The organism is Mesorhizobium sp. B2-4-15, from assembly GCF_006658505.1.
Classification (GTDB): domain Bacteria; phylum Pseudomonadota; class Alphaproteobacteria; order Rhizobiales; family Rhizobiaceae; genus Mesorhizobium.
This window is the reverse complement of sequence record NZ_VFUZ01000031.1, coordinates 17,096-39,180: the sequence shown is the minus strand read 5'-3', so window position 1 is coordinate 39,180 and position 22,085 is coordinate 17,096. Positions and strand designations below refer to the sequence as shown.

The 22,085-nt window shown below is 64.4% G+C and carries 18 protein-coding genes; 6 read left to right on the top strand and 12 right to left on the bottom strand.

Annotated elements, in window-relative coordinates:
* The first annotated feature begins 26 nt into the window (after positions 1-26).
* On the top strand, positions 27-1,565 hold the full coding sequence (locus FJ930_RS26360) for a mannitol dehydrogenase family protein (RefSeq protein WP_141840718.1): 1,539 nt from the start codon (positions 27-29) through the stop codon (positions 1,563-1,565).
* A 132-nt stretch (positions 1,566-1,697) separates the two neighbouring features.
* On the opposite strand, the gene FJ930_RS26355 is transcribed toward FJ930_RS26360, so the two are convergent.
* The 7 genes from FJ930_RS26355 to FJ930_RS26325 form a co-directional block, all read right to left on the bottom strand.
* Entirely contained in the window at positions 1,698-2,105 is a 408-nt protein-coding gene (locus FJ930_RS26355; RefSeq protein ID WP_140697926.1) for a F0F1 ATP synthase subunit epsilon, read from the bottom strand.
* Positions 2,106-2,217: 112 nt separating this feature from the next.
* On the bottom strand, positions 2,218-3,786 hold the full coding sequence (gene atpD / locus FJ930_RS26350; protein ID WP_181176454.1) for a F0F1 ATP synthase subunit beta: 1,569 nt from the start codon (positions 3,784-3,786) through the stop codon (positions 2,218-2,220).
* Positions 3,787-3,856: 70 nt separating this feature from the next.
* Positions 3,857-4,744, bottom strand: coding sequence for a F0F1 ATP synthase subunit gamma (locus FJ930_RS26345; RefSeq protein ID WP_140745062.1), 888 nt, complete (start codon positions 4,742-4,744; stop codon positions 3,857-3,859).
* A gap of 46 nt (positions 4,745-4,790) precedes the next feature.
* Positions 4,791-6,320 (bottom strand): F0F1 ATP synthase subunit alpha, encoded by a 1,530-nt coding sequence (gene atpA / locus FJ930_RS26340; RefSeq protein ID WP_141840717.1) that lies wholly within the window; start codon positions 6,318-6,320, stop codon positions 4,791-4,793.
* Complete coding sequence (locus tag FJ930_RS26335; RefSeq protein WP_141840716.1) at positions 6,320-6,880, bottom strand: F0F1 ATP synthase subunit delta; 561 nt, start codon at positions 6,878-6,880, stop codon at positions 6,320-6,322. The genes atpA and FJ930_RS26335 overlap by 1 nt, the downstream gene beginning before the upstream one ends.
* 246 nt (positions 6,881-7,126) lie before the next feature.
* Positions 7,127-7,522 carry a DUF4345 family protein gene (locus FJ930_RS26330; RefSeq protein ID WP_141840715.1) on the bottom strand — a complete coding sequence of 132 codons (396 nt, stop codon included), beginning with the start codon at positions 7,520-7,522 and terminating at the stop codon, positions 7,127-7,129.
* Between the two features lie 97 nt (positions 7,523-7,619).
* Positions 7,620-8,315, bottom strand: coding sequence for an aspartate/glutamate racemase family protein (locus FJ930_RS26325; protein WP_141840714.1), 696 nt, complete (start codon positions 8,313-8,315; stop codon positions 7,620-7,622).
* Between the two features lie 62 nt (positions 8,316-8,377).
* On the opposite strand from FJ930_RS26325, the gene FJ930_RS26320 reads away from it, so the two are divergent.
* Complete coding sequence (locus FJ930_RS26320; protein ID WP_141840713.1) at positions 8,378-8,584, top strand: type II toxin-antitoxin system prevent-host-death family antitoxin; 207 nt, start codon at positions 8,378-8,380, stop codon at positions 8,582-8,584.
* Between the two features lie 6 nt (positions 8,585-8,590).
* Here FJ930_RS26320 and FJ930_RS26315 read toward each other — a convergent pair whose 3' ends face one another.
* On the bottom strand, positions 8,591-10,774 hold the full coding sequence (locus FJ930_RS26315) for a primosomal protein N' (RefSeq protein WP_141840712.1): 2,184 nt from the start codon (positions 10,772-10,774) through the stop codon (positions 8,591-8,593).
* A 91-nt stretch (positions 10,775-10,865) separates the two neighbouring features.
* Here FJ930_RS26315 and fsa point away from each other — a divergent pair, with 91 nt between their 5' ends.
* Positions 10,866-11,522, top strand: coding sequence for a fructose-6-phosphate aldolase (fsa, locus tag FJ930_RS26310; protein WP_140612222.1), 657 nt, complete (start codon positions 10,866-10,868; stop codon positions 11,520-11,522).
* A gap of 179 nt (positions 11,523-11,701) precedes the next feature.
* On the opposite strand, the gene FJ930_RS26305 is transcribed toward fsa, so the two are convergent.
* The 3 genes from FJ930_RS26305 to leuS all read right to left on the bottom strand — a co-directional run bounded on the left by FJ930_RS26305 (position 11,702) and on the right by leuS (position 17,812).
* Positions 11,702-14,290 (bottom strand): DNA translocase FtsK, encoded by a 2,589-nt coding sequence (locus FJ930_RS26305; protein WP_141840711.1) that lies wholly within the window; start codon positions 14,288-14,290, stop codon positions 11,702-11,704.
* A 332-nt stretch (positions 14,291-14,622) separates the two neighbouring features.
* Positions 14,623-15,201, bottom strand: a complete 579-nt coding sequence (gene lptE / locus FJ930_RS26300; RefSeq protein ID WP_141840710.1) for an LPS assembly lipoprotein LptE — start codon at positions 15,199-15,201, stop codon at positions 14,623-14,625.
* The gene (gene leuS, locus FJ930_RS26295; RefSeq protein ID WP_141840709.1) at positions 15,188-17,812 is read right to left on the bottom strand and encodes a leucine--tRNA ligase; all 2,625 of its coding nucleotides are present in this window, start codon (positions 17,810-17,812) and stop codon (positions 15,188-15,190) included. The genes lptE and leuS overlap by 14 nt, the downstream gene beginning before the upstream one ends.
* A 149-nt stretch (positions 17,813-17,961) precedes the next feature.
* Here leuS and FJ930_RS26290 point away from each other — a divergent pair, with 149 nt between their 5' ends.
* Positions 17,962-18,624, top strand: coding sequence for a YggS family pyridoxal phosphate-dependent enzyme (locus FJ930_RS26290; protein ID WP_141840708.1), 663 nt, complete (start codon positions 17,962-17,964; stop codon positions 18,622-18,624).
* Positions 18,625-18,723: 99 nt separating this feature from the next.
* Positions 18,724-19,773 (top strand): aldo/keto reductase, encoded by a 1,050-nt coding sequence (locus FJ930_RS26285; RefSeq protein WP_141840707.1) that lies wholly within the window; start codon positions 18,724-18,726, stop codon positions 19,771-19,773.
* 48 nt (positions 19,774-19,821) lie between these two features.
* Here FJ930_RS26285 and FJ930_RS26280 read toward each other — a convergent pair whose 3' ends face one another.
* Complete coding sequence (locus FJ930_RS26280) at positions 19,822-20,730, bottom strand: LysR family transcriptional regulator (RefSeq protein WP_140745048.1); 909 nt, start codon at positions 20,728-20,730, stop codon at positions 19,822-19,824.
* 125 nt (positions 20,731-20,855) lie between these two features.
* On the opposite strand from FJ930_RS26280, the gene FJ930_RS26275 reads away from it, so the two are divergent.
* Positions 20,856-22,037, top strand: a complete 1,182-nt coding sequence (locus FJ930_RS26275) for an MFS transporter (protein WP_140745047.1) — start codon at positions 20,856-20,858, stop codon at positions 22,035-22,037.
* The last annotated feature ends 48 nt before the right edge of the window (positions 22,038-22,085 follow it).

Genomic DNA, 22,085 nt, shown 5'->3' with positions numbered 1-22,085 from the left:
TTTGCCGATGATCCCGAGGCGATTTCATGCCGTCCGACCAGACCAGCCGCGCCACGACGAACAACCGTCTCTCGGGCAAAACCGTTCAGGCGTTACCGACAGCGGTCGCTACACCCTCCTACGACCGCGCACGTGTCGTCACGGGCATCGTGCATCTCGGCGTCGGCGCTTTCCATCGCGCCCACCAGGCCGCCTATGTCGACGACTGCCTGGCGGCGGGCGAGACGGACTGGGGCATAACAGGCGTTTCCTTGCGCAGTTCGGACACGCGCGACGCGCTGGGACCGCAGGACGGGCTCTATACGCTGGCGATCCGCGGCAGCGGCGAGGAGCAGCTTCGCGTCATCGGTTCCATCGGTTCGATACTGGTCGCGCCGGAATATCCGGACGCTGTGCTGGCGGCGCTGGCCGATCCACACACTCGCATCGTCACCCTGACCATCACCGAGAAGGCCTATCTCAGGGCGGCGGGCGGCGGACTGGACACCACGCATCCCGACATCGTCCACGATCTCGCAAATCCCCGGGAGCCCAGGACGGCGCATGGCTTCCTCAGCGAAGCGCTTGCTTGCAGGCTAGCTGCCGGCATACCGCCTTTCACGGTGCTCTGTTGCGACAACCTGCCGGCCAACGGCGCCACCTTGCACCGGCTGCTGACCGAATTCGCAACGCTGCGCGATGCCGCGCTCGGCTCAACGGGCGATGCCGGCCTCTTCAGCCATATCGCCGACGAGGTCGCGTTTCCGTCGAGCATGGTCGACCGCATCGTGCCGGCGACCACCGATGCCGACCGGGCGAGGATATCAGGCGAACTCGGTGTCGAGGATGCCTGGCCGGTGATGACCGAGCCCTTCCGCCAATGGGTGGTCGAAGACAGGTTTCCGGCGGGCCGCCCTGCCTGGGAAAAATTCGGCGTCACCATGGTCGATGATGTCAGGCCCTTCGAGGACATGAAGCTGAGGCTGCTCAATGGCGCGCATTCGGCCATCGCCTATCTCGGTCTGCTCAGTGGTCACGCCACCGTCGACCGCGCCTTTGCCGATCCGGCGATAAGAAGCTTTGTCGATGCGCTGTGGGCCGAGGCCATCCCGACATTGCCGACGGATGCCGGGCTCGACACATCCGCCTATACGGCGGAACTTGCCGAGCGCTTCTCCAACACCGCGCTCGCTCACCGCACGGCGCAGATCGCCAATGACGGCACCCAGAAGCTGCCGCAGCGTATCGTCGCCTCCGCGATCGAGCGCCTTCAGGCCGGCGCCGCGCCAGACCATCTCGCACTGGTGATCGCCGCCTGGATCGCGGCTTGCGAGGCGCGCGGCAAGACCTTACCGGACAATCACTTCACCGATCCGCTTGACGCGGCACTAGCCGCGCTCGGCGAGCGGCGGACGCTTGAAAGAGTGGCGGCGGTATTCGATTTGGCAGGCTTCGCCAAGGGCAGTCCCGAGCGCCACACGCTCATCGAATTGGTCGCCGCCCATCGCGTCCATATCCGCCAAGGCGGAGTAACTCTCGCTCTTTCGGCGCTTGGCATACCTCCAGCAATTCCGGGAAAAGTGTGAACCGGTTTTCGGTTGGGAATTGCGTTGGAATGGAGAATTGGAGCGGGTCGCCGTTTTGACGAACGGATACCCCCTCCAAAACAAAAAAGCGAGGCAAGGCCCCGCTTTTCAGCCAATCATTTGGTGCCGGTCTCACGCCGGAAGAATGGCGCCTTCCAGCGTGGTGAGCTGGCCGAGGAACTGTTCCGCCTTGCTGCGCGCCTGGTCGTCCTTGGCGTCGGCGGCGTCTTCCTTGGCCTCCTGGATGCGGCGTGCGAGATCGGCCCGGTCGACATCCTTCACCGCGACAGCCGATTCCGCCAGCAGCGTGCAGCCGGCCGGGACGATGTCGGCGAAGCCGCCGAACACGACATAGCGCTCTTCGCCGCCGGACGCGGCCTTCACCGTGACGACACCCGGCTGGATCGTGGTCATGACCGGCGCGTGATGCGCCATGACGGTCATCTCGCCCTCGGCACCTGGGATGACGACGGATTCGACCTCGGCGGAAACCAGCAGGCGCTCCGGTGAGACCAGTTCGAACTTGAAAGCTTCAGCCATGTCAATTTAGTGAGTAGGGAATAGTGAGTAGGAAGTAGGGAGAGAGGCCAACTGCCCCCGACAACCCAGCTGCTATTCACTACCGACTACTGACTACTCCCTATTGCCTTGATTACGCCGCTTCAGCCGCGAGGCGCTGTGCCTTCTCGACCGCTTCCTCGATGCCACCGACCATGTAGAAGGCGGCTTCCGGCAGATGGTCGTAGTCGCCGTTGCAGAGGCCCTTGAAGCCCTTGATGGTGTCGGCGAGGTCGACCAGCTTGCCCGGCGCGCCGGTGAACACTTCGGCGACGAAGAAGGGCTGCGACAGGAAGCGCTCGATCTTGCGGGCGCGCGCCACCGTCTGCTTGTCCTCTTCGGAAAGCTCGTCCATGCCCAGGATGGCGATGATGTCCTGCAGCGACTTGTAGCGCTGGAGGATCGACTGCACCTGGCGGGCAACGCCATAATGCTCGTCGCCGACGACCAGCGGGTCGAGCATGCGCGAGGTCGAGTCGAGCGGATCGACCGCCGGGTAGATGCCTTTTTCGGCGATGGCGCGGTTGAGCGTCGTCGTCGCGTCAAGGTGGGCGAACGAGGTCGCCGGCGCGGGGTCGGTCAAGTCGTCGGCCGGCACGTAGATTGCCTGCACTGATGTGATCGAGCCCTTGGTGGTGGTGGTGATGCGTTCCTGCAGCGCGCCCATGTCGGTGGCGAGCGTCGGCTGATAGCCCACGGCCGACGGAATACGGCCGAGCAGAGCCGAGACTTCCGAACCCGCCTGCGTGAAGCGGAAGATGTTGTCGACGAAGAACAGCACGTCCTGGCCCTGGTCGCGGAAATATTCGGCAACCGTCAGGCCGGTCAGGCCGACGCGGGCGCGCGCGCCCGGCGGCTCGTTCATCTGCCCATAGACGAGGGCCGCCTTGGAGCCTTCGCCGCCGCCCTTCTTGTTGACGCCGGATTCGATGAACTCATGATAGAGGTCGTTGCCTTCGCGGGTGCGCTCGCCGACGCCGGCGAACACCGAATAGCCGCCATGGGCCTTGGCGATGTTGTTGATCAGTTCCTGGATCAGCACGGTCTTGCCGACGCCGGCGCCGCCGAACAGGCCGATCTTGCCGCCCTTGGCGTAGGGAGCCAGGAGGTCGAGCACCTTGATGCCGGTGATCAGGATCTGCGCTTCCGTCGACTGGTCGATATAGGCCGGGGCCGGCTGATGGATCGAACGCAGTTCGACCGCGTCGACCGGGCCGGCTTCGTCGACCGGCTCGCCGATGACGTTGATGATGCGGCCGAGCATGCCCGGGCCGACCGGCACCGCGATCGGGCCGCCGGTGTCGCGCACTTCCTGGCCGCGCACCAGGCCTTCGGTGGAGTCCATGGCGATGCAGCGCACGGTGTTCTCGCCCAGATGCTGGGCAACTTCGAGCACGAGCCGGTTGCCGACATTGGTCGTCTCCAGCGCGTTCAGGATCGGCGGCAGATGCTCGCCAAACTGCACGTCGACGACGGCGCCGATGACCTGGCGGACCTTGCCGACAACACCGGTTGCCTTGGTCGCCACTGCCGACGTCCTGGCCGCGGCTGCCTTGGCCGGCGCTGCCGGGGATGCCTTGGCCGGAGCCGCCTTTGCGGCTGCTGCCGGAGCCTTTGCCGCCTTCGCGGGAGCCGCCATCTTGGGGGTCGCTGCTTTCGCCATCGTCTTTACCCTTTTTTGTCCTTTGTTTTTCACGCGGTCCAGTCGCGGGCCGATGACCCGCGAACCGCGCCTAGAGCGCCTCGGCGCCCGAAATGATTTCGATCAGTTCCTTGGTGATCTGCGCCTGCCGCTGACGGTTGTAGGTGATCGACAACTTGTTGATCATCTCGCCGGCGTTGCGCGTCGCATTGTCCATGGCGCTCATCTTGGCGCCCATTTCGCCGGCCGCGTTTTCGAGCAACGCGCGGAAGATCTGCACCGCGATGTTGCGCGGGATGAGGTCGGACAGGATTTCACCCGGCTCCGGCTCATATTCATAGACGGCGCTGGCGCCATCCGCCGATTCGGCCTGGGCCGAAGAAGCGGTGGCGGCCGGAATGATCTGCTGCGCCGTCGGAACCTGGCTGATCACCGACTTGAACTGCGAATAGAACAGGGTGCAGACGTCGAAGCTGCCCTCGTTGAAGAGGTGGATGACCTTGCGGGCGATCGCGTCGGCATTGACGAAGCCGAGCGTCTTGACCTCGCGCAGATCGATACGTTCGAGGATCATCGACGCATAGTCGCGGCGCAGTATGTCGAAACCCTTCTTGCCGACGCAGATGATCTTGACCTGCTTGCCGTCGGCCAGCAGCCGGCGGATGTGATCGCGGGCATGACGGGCGATCTGCGAATTGAAGCCGCCGCAAAGGCCGCGCTCGGCCGTGCAGACGATGAGCAGATGCACGTCATCCTTGCCGGTGCCGGTCATCAGCGCCGGGGCATCGCCACCGCCGCCGACCGCCTGGGTGATGTTGGCCAGCACGGAACCCATGCGCTCCGAATAGGGGCGCGCCGCTTCCGCGGCCTCTTGCGCACGGCGCAGCTTCGCCGCGGCGACCATCTGCATCGCCTTGGTGATCTTCTGCGTCGCCTTGACCGAGGCGATACGGTTACGAAGGTCTTTTAATGAAGGCATGCTTCAAACCTGATCCCGTCTTGTCTCATCCGGACTGGCGCTTCGCTCAGGCGAAGGTCTTGGCGAAAGCGTCGATTTCGGCCTTCAGCTTCGCGCGCAGATCGTCCGACAGCGCCTTCTCGTTGCGGATGGCGTCGAGAACGTCCTTGCCGGCCGAGCGCATGTGGCTGAGCAGGCCATGCTCGAACTTGCCGACCTGGTTGACCGGAAGCTTGTCGAGATAGCCGTTGACGCCGGCGAAGATCACCGCGACCTGCTCTTCCGTCTTCAGCGGCGAGAACTGCGGCTGCTTCAGGAGTTCGGTCAGGCGCGATCCGCGGTTGAGCAGGCGCTGCGTGGCGGCGTCGAGATCCGAGCCGAACTGCGCGAAGGCCGCCATTTCACGGTACTGCGCGAGCTCACCCTTGATCGAGCCGGCAACCTGCTTCATCGCCTTGATCTGCGCCGAGGAGCCGACGCGCGACACCGACAGGCCGACATTGACGGCCGGACGGATGCCCTGGAAGAACAGGTTGGTTTCGAGGAAGATCTGGCCGTCGGTGATCGAGATCACGTTGGTCGGGATGTAGGCCGACACGTCGTTGGCCTGCGTTTCGATGACCGGCAGGGCGGTCAGCGAGCCGCCGCCGAGATCGTCATTGAGCTTGGCGGCACGCTCGAGCAGGCGCGAGTGCAGGTAGAAGACGTCTCCCGGATAGGCTTCGCGGCCCGGCGGACGGCGCAGCAACAGCGACATCTGGCGATAGGCCACGGCCTGCTTCGACAGATCGTCATAGCTGATCAGCGCATGCATGCCGTTGTCGCGGAAATATTCGCCCATGGTGCAGGCCGTGAACGGCGCCAGGAACTGCATCGGCGCCGGATCGGAAGCGGTGGCGGCGACGATGATCGAATATTCGAGCGCGCCGCGCTCTTCCAGCACCTTGACGAACTGCGCGACGGTCGAGCGCTTCTGGCCGACGGCGACGTACACGCAGTAGAGCTTTTCCTTCTCGGGACCGTTGTCGTGCACCGACTTCTGGTTGAGCATCGTGTCGAGGATGATCGCGGTCTTGCCGGTCTGGCGGTCGCCGATGACCAGCTCGCGCTGGCCGCGGCCGACCGGGATCAGCGCGTCGATGGCCTTGAGGCCGGTCGACATCGGCTCGTTCACCGACTTTCGCGGAATGATGCCGGGCGCCTTGACGTCGACGCGCTTGCGCTCGGTCGCCTTGATCGGGCCCTTGCCGTCGATCGGGTTGCCAAGCGCGTCAACGACGCGGCCGAGCAGGCCGGGGCCGACGGGCGCGTCGACGATGGCGCCGGTCCGCTTGACGGTGTCGCCTTCCTTGATGTCGCGGTCTGCGCCGAAGATGACGACGCCGACATTGTCGGCTTCGAGGTTGAGCGCCATGCCGCGGATGCCGCCGGGGAATTCGACCATCTCGCCGGCCTGGACATTGTCGAGGCCGTAGACGCGGGCGATACCGTCACCGACGGACAGCACCTGTCCAACTTCGGAGACCTCGGCCTCCTTGCCGAAATTCTTGATCTGGTCTTTCAGAATTGCGGAAATTTCCGCGGCGCGGATGTCCATCAGCCGACCTCTTTCAGTGCAAGCTTGAGCGAATTGAGTTTGGTTTTGAGCGACGTGTCTATCTGGCGCGAGCCCATCTTGACCACCAGCCCGCCGAGCAGCGACGGATCGACGGTGACGGAGATGGCGACGTCCTTGCCGGCAACGCTCTTCAGCGTCGCCTTGAGTTCGGCTTCCTGGTCAGCGGTCAACGCGTGTGCCGACGTCACTTCGGCGGCGGTTTCGCCGCGATGTTCGGCGGCGATCTGGCGGAACGCCTTGATCATGCCGGGCATCGCGAACAGGCGGCGGTTCTTGGCCACGACGCGCAGGAAATTACCGGTGAGGCCGGTGATGCCAGCCGTGTCGGCGATCGCCGCGATGGCCTTGGCCTGATCCTCGCTGGAAAACACCGGGCTGTTGATCAGCCGGGTGAGGTCGGCGCTGCCGGCGAGCATCGCCTCGAAACTGTTGAGGTCGGCTTCGACCTTGGCGACGGAATTTGCCTGCGATGCGAGTTCGAATAGCGAACCGGCATAGCGCTCTGCGACACCTGAGATTGGCGATGACGATTGGGCCACGGACCGTCTTTTCTCTTGTCTGACAGGCCGCAGATTGTTGGCGCGAGCAAAAACTCTGGCTAAATCTTTGACCTTACTGCATTTTTTCAAGCACGGAGGCGCGGCTTCCGCTATCCCCGGCCGAAAGTCGATTGCCGTCTAGCACAGGCATTTTAAGACCGCAATGCGTCGTTCCGCATGGTTTTCAGGCACTATTGTCGCATCCGGCGAAAGATCGGCGCCTTCGACGCCGCCTTCCCCCTGGATTCAGGGCACAAAGCCGAAGGCAAAGGCGAGCGGCAATACCGCCAAGGCCAATTCCACCACAATGGAGGCCCAATTGAAAGGTGTGTTGGCGCCATCCGACATCATCGACAGCAGACGGCCGAAGGCGGTGAACAGCCAGGAGAAGCCGAGCGCCATGTAGACCAACGGCTGAGCCAGGAGGATGCAGCACAGGCCGACGCCGAGATAGAAGCCCGACATCCTGCCCCGCCCTTCGGCGATCGCCGCCGCCTTCTCCGGCCTGGCCTGCAGGCGCAGGATGCGGAAGGCAACGCCGGGCGCCAGGAAAAACAGCAGGCCGAGCAGCACGGTGACGACGGCGCTCGACCAGGCCAGCCACTCGCCCTGGCTCGCCGGCCATGGAAACGCATAATCCATAATCGTCCCCTCGAAATGCCTGTTTTGAAATTTCCGGGCATTCTAGCGGAGGAAAAGTGCCGCGCCAGATGACTCCAGGCATTTTAAGCCAAGCGCATCAACCGAGCGCGAATTGCACTGCCGCCTCGGCATGGATACGCGTCGTGTCGAAGACCGGAATGTCGAAATCGCGCTGGCCAATCAGCATGGTGATCTCGGTGCAGCCCATGATAAGGCTGTCGGCGGCCTTTTCCCGGCGCAGACGCTCGACCTCGGCGATATAGGCCGCCTTCGAAACGTCGGTGACGATGCCCTGGCAGAGCTCGTCATAGATGACGCGGTGGACCATGTCGCGACCGGCCACGTCCGGCACCACCGGCTGCAATCCATATTCGTCGGTGAGCCGGCGCTTGTAGAAATCCTGCTCCATGGTGAACCGTGTTGCCAATAATGCTGGCCGCTGCATGCCGGCGCGCTTGATCGCAACCGCGGTGGCATCGGCGATGTGGATCAGCGGGATGGATATGGAGGCCTGCACCTGGCCGGCGAGCTTGTGCATGGTGTTGGTGCACAAAAGCAGCCCTTCGGCGCCGCCCGCCTCCAGCTTGCGCGCCGCTTCGACGAGAAGCACGCCGGCGCCTTCCCAGTCGCCGTGATGCTGCCGCTCGGCGATCTCGGCAAAGTCGAACGACCAGAGCAGCAGTTTCGCCGAATGCAGCCCGCCAAGGCGCTCGCGCACAATCTCGTTGAGCAGGCGGTAGTAGATGGCGGTTGATTCCCAACTCATGCCGCCGAGCAGGCCAAGGGTTTTCAAAACAGTTTCCTTCCCTTGCAGCGACTTATGATACATTCCAAAGAGATATTGAGGGACACTCAATGAAAACAAAATCCAGCAGCAGGGCACGCAGTGAACTGTGCGCCGTGGTCGCTGAGGCCAGCAGAGGCAGTCCGACGACGATCACCGAGCGGGGGCGACCAGTGGCCATGGTGATTTCGATTGATGATGCTTATCGACTTTGTCCTGAAGAGTTTCGGCAACGCCTCGAACTGAAGGACACGACCAGCAATCCACGCGAAGGCTGAACGTCCTTACAAAAAGCTCTGCGGATCGATGTCGACCTGCACGCGCACTGAACCGCGCTGTTTCGGCCCGTTGGCGAGCATGGTTCGGATGAAGCCCTGCATGTCGGCGCGGCGTTCGCCCTGGATCAGCAGGCGGAAGCGATGGCGGCCACCGAGCAGGGACAGCGGCGCCTCGGCTGGGCCGAGCACGAACAAGTCCGATGCCTCGGGCGCCGCCCGGCGCAGACCGCGTGCATGGCCTTCGGCCTCCGCCCGCGTCACCGCGCTGACGATGACGCCGGCGAGCCGTCCGAAGGGCGGCAAGGCCGCGCGCTCGCGCTCGGCGATCTCGCGCTCGTAAAAGGCTTCCGAATCGCCGGAGACGATCGCCCGCATCACCGGATGGTCAGGCTGGAAGGTCTGCAGCAGACCGAGGCTCTTCTTGCCAGTGCGGCCGGCACGGCCGGTCACCTGGCTGAGCAGCTGGAAGGTGCGCTCGGCGGCACGCGGATCGCCATTGGCCAGACCGAGATCGGCATCGACGACGCCGACCAGCGTCATGTTGGGGAAGTTGTGGCCCTTGGCGACCAGCTGCGTGCCGATGACGATATCGGCCTCGCCGTCGGCGATCGCCTCCAGTTCCAGCCGCAGCCGCCGCACGCCGCCCATCAGGTCCGACGACAGGACGATGGTGCGCGCGTCGGGGAAATGCGTGACGACCTCCTCGGCGATGCGCTCGACGCCCGGCCCGCAGGCGACGAGATGGTCGAGCGTGCCGCATTCGGGACAAGCCTCGGGGCGGCGCTCATTGTGCCCGCAATGGTGGCAGACCAGCTGGCCGCGAAAGCGATGCTCGACCAGCCAGGCCGAGCAGACCGGGCAGCCGAAGCGGTGGCCGCAGACGCGGCACAGCGTCAGCGGCGCATAGCCGCGCCGGTTGAGGAACAGCAGAGACTGCTCCTCCTTTTCCAGCGTCCGGCGCATATGCTCGATCAGCACCGGCGACAGGAATCCGCCACGCGCCGGCGGCGCGCGGCGCATGTCGATCGATTTGAGATCGGGCAATGCCGCCTCGGCGAAGCGAGCGGAGAGCACCGCCCTGTTGTATTTGCCCTGGCTGGCGTTGACCCGGCTTTCGACCGATGGCGTCGCCGACGCCAGCACCACGGGAAAGCCGCCAATATGACCGCGCACCACCGCCATGTCGCGCGCATTGTAGAAGACGCGGTCTTCCTGCTTGTAGGCGGGGTCGTGCTCCTCGTCGACGACGATCAGGCCAAGCTCCTTGAACGGCAGGAACAGCGCCGAGCGGGCGCCGGCAACGACGCGCACGCTGCCTTCCGCCACCTGCCGCCAGACTTTTTCGCGCATCCTGGGCGGCAGGTCCGAATGCCATTCGGCCGGCTTGGCGCCGAAGCGGCGCTGGAAGCGCTCCAGAAACGCATGGGTCAGCGCGATTTCCGGCAGCAGGATCAGCACCTGCTTGCCCTGGTCGAGGGCCGCCGCCACCGCCTCGAAATAAACCTCCGTCTTGCCCGAACCGGTGACGCCGTCGAGCAGCGCGACATTGAAGATGCCGGCCGCGACATTGGCGCGCAGCATCGACGCGGCATCATTCTGGTCCGGCATCAATTCCGGCGCGGTATAGTTCGGATCAGGCGCGGCCACGACCGGGCGCGGCGGGATCATCACCGTCTCGAACACGCCTTGCGCCTTGAGCCCCTCGATAACCGTCGACGACACGCCGGCGGCATGGGCGAGGCCGGAACGCGTCCAGGCAAGGCCGCCTTCCGCCGTCTCCAGCACACGCGCCCGCGCATCCGTCATCCGGTCGGGAACGGCCGTGGTTCGCTGCAGCCCCTCGATCCAGGGTTCGGGATCGAAAGCCTCCGGCGCCCTGAGCAGCATGCGCGCCACCATGCCCGGCGCCGACAGCGTGTATTGCGCCACCCAGTCGACGAAGCGGCGCATGGCACGGTCGATCGGCGGGCAGTCGAAGACCTGTTCGATCGGACGCAGCTTTTTCGCATCGACCTTCTCGACCGCGCCATCCCAGACGATGCCGGCGACCTGACGGGGTCCAAGCGGCACGCGCACGATCGAACCCGGCACCACACGCATGCCGGCCGGCACGGCATAGGTGTAGGGGCGTTCGGCCGGCATCGGCACCAGCACCGGTGCGGCCGCGACAAAGGGCGAATCTTCACTCATGAGGCGTGACCTTGCCCCGACTTTGGTCTAGATCAAAGAGCAACGCTGAACGTGCCTTCCCAAGCACGACGAAATCTTCAGGAGACCCGCCATGAAATTTTTTGCCGACACAGCCGACATCAAGGAAATCCGTGAGCTGAACGATCTGGGGCTGCTTGATGGCGTCACCACCAACCCATCGCTGATCCTGAAATCGGGTGGCAAGATCGTCGAAGTCACCAAGCAGATCTGCGACATCGTCGAAGGCCCGGTTTCGGCCGAAGTCGTGGCGACCGTGTACAAGGACATGATGGCCGAGGCCGAGGTCCTGGCCAAGATCGCACCCAATATCGCCATCAAGGTGCCGTTGACGCTCGACGGCCTTAAGGCCTGCAAGACGATCCGCACCGAGATGAACCGCATGGTCAACGTCACGCTGTGCTTCTCGGCCAATCAGGCACTGCTCGCCGCCAAGGCCGGCGCGTCCTTCATCTCGCCGTTCGTCGGCCGCATCGATGACACCGGCTCGGATGGCATGGAGCTGATCCAGGAGATCCGGCAGATCTACGACAATTACGATTTCCAGACCGAGATCCTGACCGCATCGGTGCGCACGGTGAACCACGTCAAACAGGCCGCGCTCATCGGCGCCGATGTCATCACCGCCCCGCCGGCGACGCTGAAGGCGCTGGTCAATCATCCGCTGACCGACAAGGGCCTTGCCGCCTTCCTCGCCGACTGGGCCAAGACCGGTCAGAAGATCGGCTGAGCAATTCCAGGAAAGTGTGAAACGGTTTTCCCGGGAAAAGCGCATAGCGCTTTCCCTTGGGAATTGAGAGCGGTTGGCCGTTTCCGGGAAACGGTGAACTGCTCTAAAACCATCGCTTTCAAGAAAAAGCCGGGCAACCGGCCTTTTTTATGCGCTGCGGATCAGGAGGAGCCTCCCGATCACTCCGCGCCGTCATCGTCAGGCGCGGCCACCGGCGGGCGCCGCCCCATGATGATCTCGCGCTTGCCGACATGGTTGGGCGCGCCGACCAATCCTTCCTTCTCCATGCGCTCGACCAAGGAAGCGGCGCGGTTGTAACCGATGCCAAGCCGACGCTGGATGTAGGACGTCGAGCACTTCTTGTCGCGCAACACCACCTTGACCGCCTCGTCATAGCTGGAATCGCCGTCCTCGGCGGCAACGGATCCCTTGTCGAAGACCGCGCCCTGGTCGCCTTCGTCTTCCTCTTCATCCTCGTCGGCTGTCACGGTTTCCAGATATTCGGGGCGGCCCTGCGCCTTCAGGTGCGCCACGACATGTTCGACCTCCGCGTCGGAAACAAACGGGCCATGCACGCGGGAAATACGCCCGCCGCCCATCATGTGCAGCATGTCGCCCTGGCCGAGCAGCTGCTCGGCGCCCTGCTCGCCCAAGATGGTGCGGCTGTCGATCTTGGAGGTGACCTGGAAGGAGATGCGGGTCGGGAAGTTGGCCTTGATGGTGCCGGTGATGACATCGACCGACGGGCGCTGCGTTGCCATGATCAGGTGGATGCCGGCTGCGCGCGCCATCTGCGCCAGGCGCTGGATGGCGCCTTCGATCTCCTTGCCGGCGACCATCATCAGGTCGGCCATCTCGTCGACGATGACGACGATGTACGGCATCGGCGCCAGGTCGATTTCCTGCTGCTCGAAAAGCGGCTCTCCGGTGCCCTTCTCGAAACCCGTCTGGATCGTCATGACGACGGTCTCGCCCTTGTCGCGGGCAGCCGCGGCGCGCTCGTTGTAGCCGTCGATGTTGCGTACGCCCAGCCGCGCCATCTTGCGATAGCGGTCCTCCATCTCGCGCACCGCCCATTTGAGCGCGGTGACGGCCTTTTTGGAATCGGTGACGACGGGGGTCAGAAGGTGCGGGATGCCGTCATAGACGGAAAGCTCCAGCATCTTGGGATCGACCATGATCAACCGGCATTCTTCCGGCTTCAGCCGGTAGAGCAGCGACAGGATCATGGTGTTGATGGCGACCGACTTGCCCGAGCCGGTGGTGCCGGCGACCAGCAAATGCGGCATCTTTGCCAGCTCGGCGATGACAGGCTCGCCGCCGATGGTCTTGCCCAGGCAAAGCGCCAGCTTGCAGCTGGTCTTTCGGAAACCCTGGGATTCGATCAGTTCGCGGAAATAGACCGTCTCGCGCGTCTCGTTCGGAAGCTCGATGCCGATGACGTTGCGGCCGGGCACGACGGCGACGCGTGCCGAAACAGCCGACATGGAACGGGCGATATCATCGGCGAGACCGATGACGCGGGAGGATTTGACGCCCGGGGCCGGCTCGAACTCGTAGAGGGTGACGACCGGACCGGGACGGACGTGGATAATCTCGCCGCGCACGCCGAAATCCTCGAGCACGCTTTCCAGAAGATCGGCGTTCTGCTCGAGCCGCTCCTGCGACATGTAGAAGCCCTGCCCTTCCGGCGGCTGCTGCAGCAGCTCTTCCGAGGGAAGTTCATAACCTTCGCCGGTCATGGCCGGCACAATCTTGCCGACCATGGGCAGCGGCGAAGAGACGCGCATGGCTGGAGCCGAAACGGCCTCCTCCGCCCCTTGTCCGACCGGCGCCGGAACGGCGTTGCTCGCGGCGGCCGGAATTGCATCCGCCGCCTGGGCCTGTCGCGGCGCGTTGCTCGCTGCCGGCTGAGTCGCGGCTTCGTTCGAATTGGCCGGACGGACATCCGGCAAGGCGGGTGGAGCTTGCAGGCCTGGAAGGCATTCGATGACACGGAACAACGCGGTGGGATCGGCCGCCGGCGCGCGGCGAATGTCGACCCGGCCGGCGATAGCCGGCGCTACCGGGCGCGAAGCCGGGACGGCCTGCGGCGCCGGTACCGGGCCTTCGATCATATAGGGCGCCATGAGTTCGAAGAAGACGTGATCCGACAGATAGGGCCAGCGGACAGTCTCGCGCCCTGTTGTCTTGACCGGCGCCGTTCCAGGGGCGGAAGCCGCTGGTACGGATGCACGTGCCATTGCGGCCGGCCGCGGCCCTGGCGGTGCGACAACCCGCGCCTTATCGCCGGCACGCCCTGGTGAAACGGATGCCACGGGCGGGGCAGGCTGCCTTTCATGCGGCACAGCTCTGTTGCCGGCGGGCGCCCGGGCAGCGTCCGAAGCGGGGCTCCGGTTTTTCATCGGCGATGACAAGGACGAGGCTGCCTGGGGCGCCGAGGCGGATCGCGCCATTGTTTGCGGCGCCGGTTGCCCCAGAGGTTCGTTTTGCGCGGCGGCAGCCTCTTCGGGCTGCGGACGGCGTGTGTTGGCCTCGTAGTCCGGCGTGCGTGTAAAGCGCACATTCGGCGCCAGGAAGAAATACTCCTGCCATGCCGGACTTTCGTTGCCGCCGAGATCAATAGGCGGCGGCGGAGAACCGGCCCTGGCCGCGCCGGAACGCTGGCCATTCCCCTTGTCGCTCATGCCGTTGAAACGCTCACCCTCGGGATCATCGGGCGAAGCTGACTTCGATAAATTGACCCGAGGAAAACGCTTGGATTCCATTCTCAAGACTCACTCTGAAACGTCTGCTGAGCAATAGGGAGCGAGTGGTTAACAGTTGCTTCCCGTCAGCGCCGTTGGAGCGTCCGAAACGTATCTTTCGCGACGATGTCGAACGATCCGGATTCGCGCGGATGATCGCCATCCACGATCACCCACTCACCCATACGCGCCGGCAAAAAAGGTGAACGGAAGGGTTCGGCTCTTGGCCGTCGCGAGCGGTCCGAGCACCAGGATGGAGACGGTATTTTCCGAAAACGAAGGCTGGCGCCAGAGCAATTCCAGGAAAAGTGCGTAGCGGTTTTCCGTCCGGAATTGCGTAAAAACACAGAGCTCTAGCCAGCTGCCTTGCCGTGCCGGGCTAGATCCTGGGCGATCGACAATTGCAGGGCTTCGGCCAGTTCGCGCGCGGCACGATTCTCGGCATCGATCTGCGCCCGGTAGGAGGCAAATTCCTGGCGCGGCTTGTCGAAGGACGAGGTGATCGCCCGCTTGCCGACAGCGATCACCGCACCGGTATTCGCATCGGTCAGCCTGTAGCCGGCGGTGAGCGTCACCGAACCGGCGGTCGGCTCGTCCTGATCGGTTCCGACCTGCACGAGGGCCGAGGATTCGACGGCTTCGGTCACGCCGAGATCGAGCGAATAAAGCGGCGAGGCCGGTTCGCCGGCGCCGCGCCCGAATCCGAAGATCAGATTGTTGCGCACCTGCTGGGCATAACGCGTCCTGACCGGCTTGATGGCGATCGACGCCATTTCAGCATTGGCGGTCGAGCCAGTCGACAGCGGCGCGCTGGAATAGAGCGGCCGCACCGTGCAGGCCGAAACCAGTGCGAGCGAGCCGACAAGACCGGCCAGCGCGATGCGGCGCAGCAAACGGCTCAGCTCTGTCTTTTCCCGATCAGGCAACGACATTGACGATCCTCTGCGGCACGATGATCACCTTGCGCGGAGCCTTACCTTCAAGTGCTTTCTGCACGAAGTCGAGAGCCAATACCGCTTTTTCGACCGCACCTTGGTCCGCGTCGCGGGCAATTGTCAAATCCCCCCGCTTCTTGCCGTTGACCTGGACCGGATAGGTGACTTCGTTGTCGACGACCAGCGCCGGATCGAAGACCGGCCACGGCCGTTCGGCTACCAGTTCGGTGCCGCCGAGCGTCTCCCAGCACTCCTCGGCCAGATGCGGCATGACGGGCGCGATCAGATGCACCAGGATCTCGACCGCCTGTCGGCAGGCGCCTTGCAGTGCCTGATCGGCTTTGCCGTCCGCCACTTCGTTGAGCGGCGTGGTCAGCGCGTTGGCCAGCTCATAGATGCGGGCGATGGCGCGGTTAAAGGCGAGCTTCTCGATGTCCTCGCCGACTGCCTTCAGGATCTTGTGCGTGGCCTTCGAGACCACTCCCGCCTCACCGGCGTCAGCCGAGGCGGGTTTCACTCCAGCCAGCGTCTCGGCCGCGGTCGACACCAGCCGCCATATGCGCTGCATGAAGCGATGCGCGCCGGCGGCGCCGTCGTCGGTCCACTCGACATCGCGCTCGGGCGGCGAATCCGACAGCATGAACCAGCGCGCCGTGTCGGCGCCGTAGCCGTCGGTGATGTCTTCCGGGCTCACCGTGTTCTTCTTCGACTTCGACATTTTTTCGAGCGGGCCAATGGTCACGGCTTCGCCGGTGGCGATGTCGATGGCGCGGCGCTTACCGTCGATATCTTCCAGCCGCACTTCGGTCGGCGCCAGCCAGCGGCCATTGGATGCCGAGCCGACGCGGTAGGTTTCATGCACCACCATGCCTTGCGTGAACAGGCCCTTGAACGGCTCGGCCAGATCGACATGGCCGGTCTCGCGCATGGCGCGGGTGAAGAAACGCGAATAGAGCAGATGCAGGATCGCGTGCTCTATGCCGCCAATATACTGATCGACCGGCAGCCATTCGTTGGCCGCCCTGGGGTCGGTCGGCTCATGCGCCCAGGGCGCGGTGAAACGGGCGAAATACCAGGACGAATCGACGAACGTGTCCATCGTGTCAGTTTCGCGGCGCGCGTCCTTGCCGCATTGCGGGCACTTCACATGCCGCCATGTCGGATGCCGGTCGAGCGGATTGCCCGGCCGGTCGAAATCGACGTCGTCCGGCAGCTTGACCGGCAGGTCGGCTTTCGGCACCGGCACCACTCCGCAATGCTCGCAATGGATCATCGGGATCGGGCAGCCCCAGTAGCGCTGGCGCGAAATGCCCCAGTCCCGCAGGCGGAAATTCACCTTGCGCTCGGCCATCGGCCGGTTGCCGATCGTCTTCTGCTCCAAGAGCTTCGCCACCTCGTCAAAGGCCTGGCTCGGCTTCATCCCGTCGAGGAAGCGTGAATTGATCATCGCGCCATCATCTACATAGGCAACGTCGATAATCTGGAACGCGGACGGGTTCTCGCCGTCAGGCATCACCACCGGCACCACCGGCAGCCCGTATTTGTTGGCGAAGTCGAGATCGCGCTGATCATGCGCAGGGCAGCCGAAAATGGCGCCGGTGCCATATTCCATCAGCACGAAATTGGCGACATAGACGGGCAGCGTCCAGCTGTCGTCGAACGGATGGACGACGCGAATGCCGGTGTCGAAGCCCTTCTTCTCGGCTGTCTCCAGCGCCGCCACCGAAGTGCCCATATGGCGGACTTCCTCGATGAACTTCGCCAGCGCCGGATTGGTCTCGGCGGCCTTCCTGGCCAGCGGATGATCGGCGGCGATCGCCATGAAGGAGGCGCCGAAGATGGTGTCGGGCCGCGTCGTATAGACCTCCAGCTCATGCTCGCCGGCAACGTCCGAGGCCAGCGGCCAGCGGATCAGCAGACCTTCCGAACGGCCGATCCAGTTTTGCTGCATCAGCTTCACTTTTTCGGGCCATTCGTCGAGGCCGTCGAGCGAATCCAGCAGATCCTGCGCAAAGTCGGTGATCTTGAAGAACCACTGCGTCAGCTCGCGTTGCTCGACCAGCGCGCCCGAGCGCCAGCCGCGCCCGTCGATGACCTGCTCATTGGCGAGCACGGTCATGTCCTCCGGGTCCCAGTTGACCTTGGAGGATTTGCGCGTCACCAGCCCCTTCTCGACGAAGTCGAGGAACAGCATCTGCTGGCGGTGGTAATAGTCGACATCGCAGGTGGCGAATTCGCGCGCCCAGTCCAGCGACAGGCCCATGACCTTGAGCTGCTCGCGCATGGTGGCGATGTTCTGGTAGGTCCATTCCTTGGGATGGACCTTGTTCTGCATCGCCGCGTTTTCGGCCGGCATGCCGAAAGCGTCCCAGCCCATCGGATGCAGCACGTTGAAACCCTTGGCCCGCTTGTAGCGCGCCACCACGTCGCCCATCGTATAATTGCGGGTATGGCCGATATGGATGCGCCCGGACGGATAGGGGAACATCTCCAGCACGTAGTATTTCGGACGCGGATCGTCATTGTGCGCTTCGAAAAGCTTCTTTTCGGCCCAGGCCTTCTGCCATTTGGGCTCTGACGCGCGCGGATTGTATCGTTCGGTTGCCATGGGACGTTTTTCACTTAAAAGCATGCGGACCGCCGAAGCCCGGCGGTTCATGGAATGTGGTCCGGGTGTTCACCATGGTTTGGCAAACCCGTCAACCATATGGGCATCGCGGCTGACAAAAACGCGGGTCAAAACAGCGGGATTTGCATATGGGCGACACCGTTCAGCAGTTTTTCGCGGTCAAGGCGAAGATCGCCGCCGCCGAGCAGGAAGCCGGCCGCGAAGCCGGCGCGGTGACGCTTGTGGCTGTTTCCAAGACCTTCGACGCCGCCGATATAAGCCCCGTTATCGAGGCCGGCCAGCGCGTCTTCGGTGAGAACCGCGTGCAGGAGGCGCAAGGCAAATGGCCTGATCTGAAGCAGGCTTTCCCGGATATCGAGCTGCACCTGATCGGCCCGCTGCAGTCGAATAAGGCCAAGGAAGCCGTGGCCCTGTTCGACGTCATCGAGACGGTCGACCGCGAAAAGATCGCCGCCGAACTCGCCAAGGAGATCGCCAGGCAAGGCCGCGCGCCAAGGCTCTACGTCCAGGTCAACACCGGCTCCGAACCGCAGAAGGCCGGCATCGAACCGCGCGAGGCGGTGGCCTTTGTCGCCCGCTGCCGCGATGTGCACGGCCTTGCCATCGAAGGCCTGATGTGCATCCCGCCGGCCGACGAGAACCCGGGCCCGCATTTTGCCTTGCTGGAAAAGCTGGCACGGGAGGCAGGCGTTGCCAAACTGTCGATGGGCATGTCTGGCGACTACGAGACGGCAATCGCCTTCGGTGCGACCAGCGTTCGTGTGGGTTCGGCGATTTTCGGCAGTAGATAGCGTTAGACCAGACCAGCAGGTCCGTTGCACCAGCGCTGGAAACGACACGTACCGTTCCTATTTGAGCCGTGTCACCGCACTTCCTCTGGAGCCTTCACCATGCGTTACAATCAGCTTGGAAATACCGGGCTATTCGTCTCCGAACTGTGCCTCGGCACCATGACCTTCGGCGCCGCCGGCCAGAACGCCCAATGGGGCCTGATCGCCAGTCTCGACCAGAAGGGCGTTAACGAGATCGTCGGCCGCTCGCTTGCCGCCGGCGTCAACTTCTTCGACACGGCCGACGTCTATTCCTTCGGCGAGTCCGAAAAATTGCTCGGCCAGTCCCTCCGCGATCTCGGCGTTGCCAGGCAGAACGTGGTCATCGCCACCAAGGTGCATGGCGCCATGGGCGACGGCCCGAACCAGCGCGGCTCCTCGCGCGGCCACATCATGGACTCGGTCGATGCCAGTCTCGAACGGCTGCAGCTCGACCATATCGATCTCTACCAGCTACACGGCACCGACGCCGTGACGCCGATCGACGAAACGCTGCGGGCGCTTGACGATCTCGTCTCCAGCGGCAAGGTCCGTTATGTCGGCGTCTCCAACTGGGCGGCGTGGCGCATCGCCAAGGCGCTGGGCATCGCCGACCGCAAGGGCTTTGCGCGCTTCGAGACCATCCAGTCCTACTACTCGATCGCCGGCCGCGATCTCGAGCGCGAGATCGTGCCGCTCATCAATGAGGAGAAGCTCGGTCTGATGGTATGGTCGCCGTTGGCCGGTGGCCTGCTCTCCGGCAAATACGGTCCCGGTGCGCCCGGCAATGGCGAGGGCCGCCGCGCCTCGTTCAATTTCCCGCCGGTCAACGAGGACCGCGCCTGGGCGGCGGTCGCCGTCATGCGCGAGATCGCCAAAAAGCATGATGTGAGCGTTGCCACGGTGGCGCTCGGTTATGTCCTGGCCAAGCCCTTCGTGATGAGCGTCATCATCGGCGCCAGTCGCATGGACCAGCTCGAACAGAACCTTGCCGCGACCGAGGTGAAGCTTGACGCCGATGATGTCGCCCGTCTCGACGAAGTCAGCGCGCTGCCCGCCGAATATCCCGGCTGGATGCTCGAGCGCCAGGGTGTCGGCCGACGTCCGGCGCCCTTTGCGCCGAAAGCATGAAGCAGTTGGGGCAGACGTCTCGGGAGCCGATCGGCTCCCGAGACCCATTCAGGCCAGCCTGACGCTCTCCGCGAGAAAATCGAGAAAGGCCCGCACCCGCGCCGGCAGGTGCCGGCCCTGGCCGACATAGACGGCGTGGGTGGCCTCCTGGTCTCCGGGATTGAAATCCTCCAGCAGCGGCACCAGCCGCCCGGCGGCGATATCGGCCGCGACATGCCAGCGAGCCAGCCTGGAGATGCCCGCCCCGGCCAGCGTCATCAGCCGCATCGCCTCGCCGTCGCTGACCAGCGTGTTGCCGGTGATCGGGATCATGACCGCGTCGCCGGCCGCGTCGAAGAATGGCCAGCCATCGATATGCCTGACGAAGCCGAAGCCCATGCGGTTGTGGCTGTCGAGATCGACCGGCGTCAGCGGCGTGCCGTGCGCATCGAGATAGGATGGAGCCGCAACGACGACCCCCGGGCTCTGCCCGAGCTTGCGCGCCACCAGCCGTGATTCGCCGAGCGGACCGGCCCGGATGGCGACATCGGCGCGCTCCGCCATCAGATCGATGACGCTGTCGGTCAGTACCAGATCGACTGAGATTTCCGGGTAGCGTTCGAGGAAGCGCGGCAGCAGCGGGATGAGCCGGTGCACCCCGAAGGGCACGTAGGTGTTGACGCGCAGCCGCCCGCGCGGCGCGGCACCCGCCGCCGCCTCGCGCTCGGCCGCCGCCATGTCGGCCAGGATGCGCTGCCCGCTCTCGTAGAATGCCGCTCCTTCCGGCGTCAGCAGCAGCTTGCGCGTCGAGCGACTGACCAGCCTGGCCCCTAGCCGGGCCTCCAGCCGCGCGATCAGCTTGCTGACCGCCGATGGCGTCATGCGCAATGCGCGCGCGGCCGCCGAGAAGCTGCCCGCCTCGACGACGCGCACAAACACTTCGATCTCGCCGGAGCGGTTGATGTCGGGTCTCGCCATCTGTGAATCTATTTCACAGAAAATATGCCTTGGGCAAGTCTGGTTCACAGGGCAGGGCGACACGATCTTCCCGGTCGGGGCGCGGATTGGACAGGGCGCTCGTCGTCTTGGAAGTGGAAACCACCATGCCTCTTGCTCTTTACGCCCTCGCCGCCGGCGCCTTCGGCATCGGCGTCACGGAATTCGTCATCATGGGCCTGCTTATCGACGTCAGCAAAGACCTTGGCGTCTCGATCTCGGCCGCCGGCCAGCTCATTTCGGGCTACGCGCTGGGCGTCGTCATCGGCGCCCCCTTGCTTACCATCGCCACCGGCAACTGGCCGCGCAAGACGGTGCTGCTGGCGCTGATGGCGATCTTCACCCTTGGTAACCTCGCCTGTGCGCTGGCGCCCGACTATTGGACACTGATGGGCGCCCGCATCATCACCGCCTTCGCCCACGGCACTTTCTTCGGCGTCGGCTCGGTGGTCGCCACCGGCCTGGTCGCGTCCAACAAGAAGGCCTCGGCGATCGCGCTGATGTTCACCGGCCTGACCATCGCCAACATTCTCGGCGTGCCTTTTGGCACCTGGCTCGGCCAGGCCTTTGGCTGGCGTGCAACCTTCTGGGCGGTGACCGCGGTCGGCCTCGCCGCCTTTGCCGTCATCCTGCTTCTGGTGCCGCGCAGCCAGGCGGCACCTGAAAAGAGCGAGCTTCGTGCCGACCTCGCGGTGCTGCGCCGCACGCCCGTGCTGCTCGGCCTCGCCACCACGGTGCTCGGCTATGCCGGTGTCTTCGCCGTCTTCACCTACATCGCACCGCTGTTGACCGAGATCAGCGGCTTCAAGGAGGCGGCCGTGTCGCCGATCCTGCTCGTCTTCGGCGGCGGCCTCATCGCCGGAAATCTCGTCGGCGGCAAAGCCGCCGACCGTTGGCTGGTGCCGGCCGTGCTGGGCAGCCTCGTGGTGCTGGCGCTGGTGCTGGCGACAATGAGCTTCGCCATTCACAGCCAGGTCATGGCCGTCATCTATGTCGGCCTGCTGGGTGCCGCTGCCTTCGCCACCGTGGCGCCGCTGCAAATGTGGGTGCTGGAGAAGGCGCAAGGCGCCGGCCAGAGCCTCGCCTCCTCCTTCAACATCGCCGCCTTCAACCTCGGCAACGCCGCCGGCGCCTGGCTGGGCGGCGCGGTCATCGCCCACGGCCTTGGCCTCGGTGCCCTCACCTGGGTGGCCGCGCTGCTGCCGCTTGGCGCCCTCGCCGTGGCCGCACTGGCGTTGCGCCTCGATCGCACGCCAGCGCTCGGCGCACCGGCCACAGTCCGGTCGTGACGCTCGCCGACACCCGAATCGCTTTCGAACCTTTCACAAAACCACCAG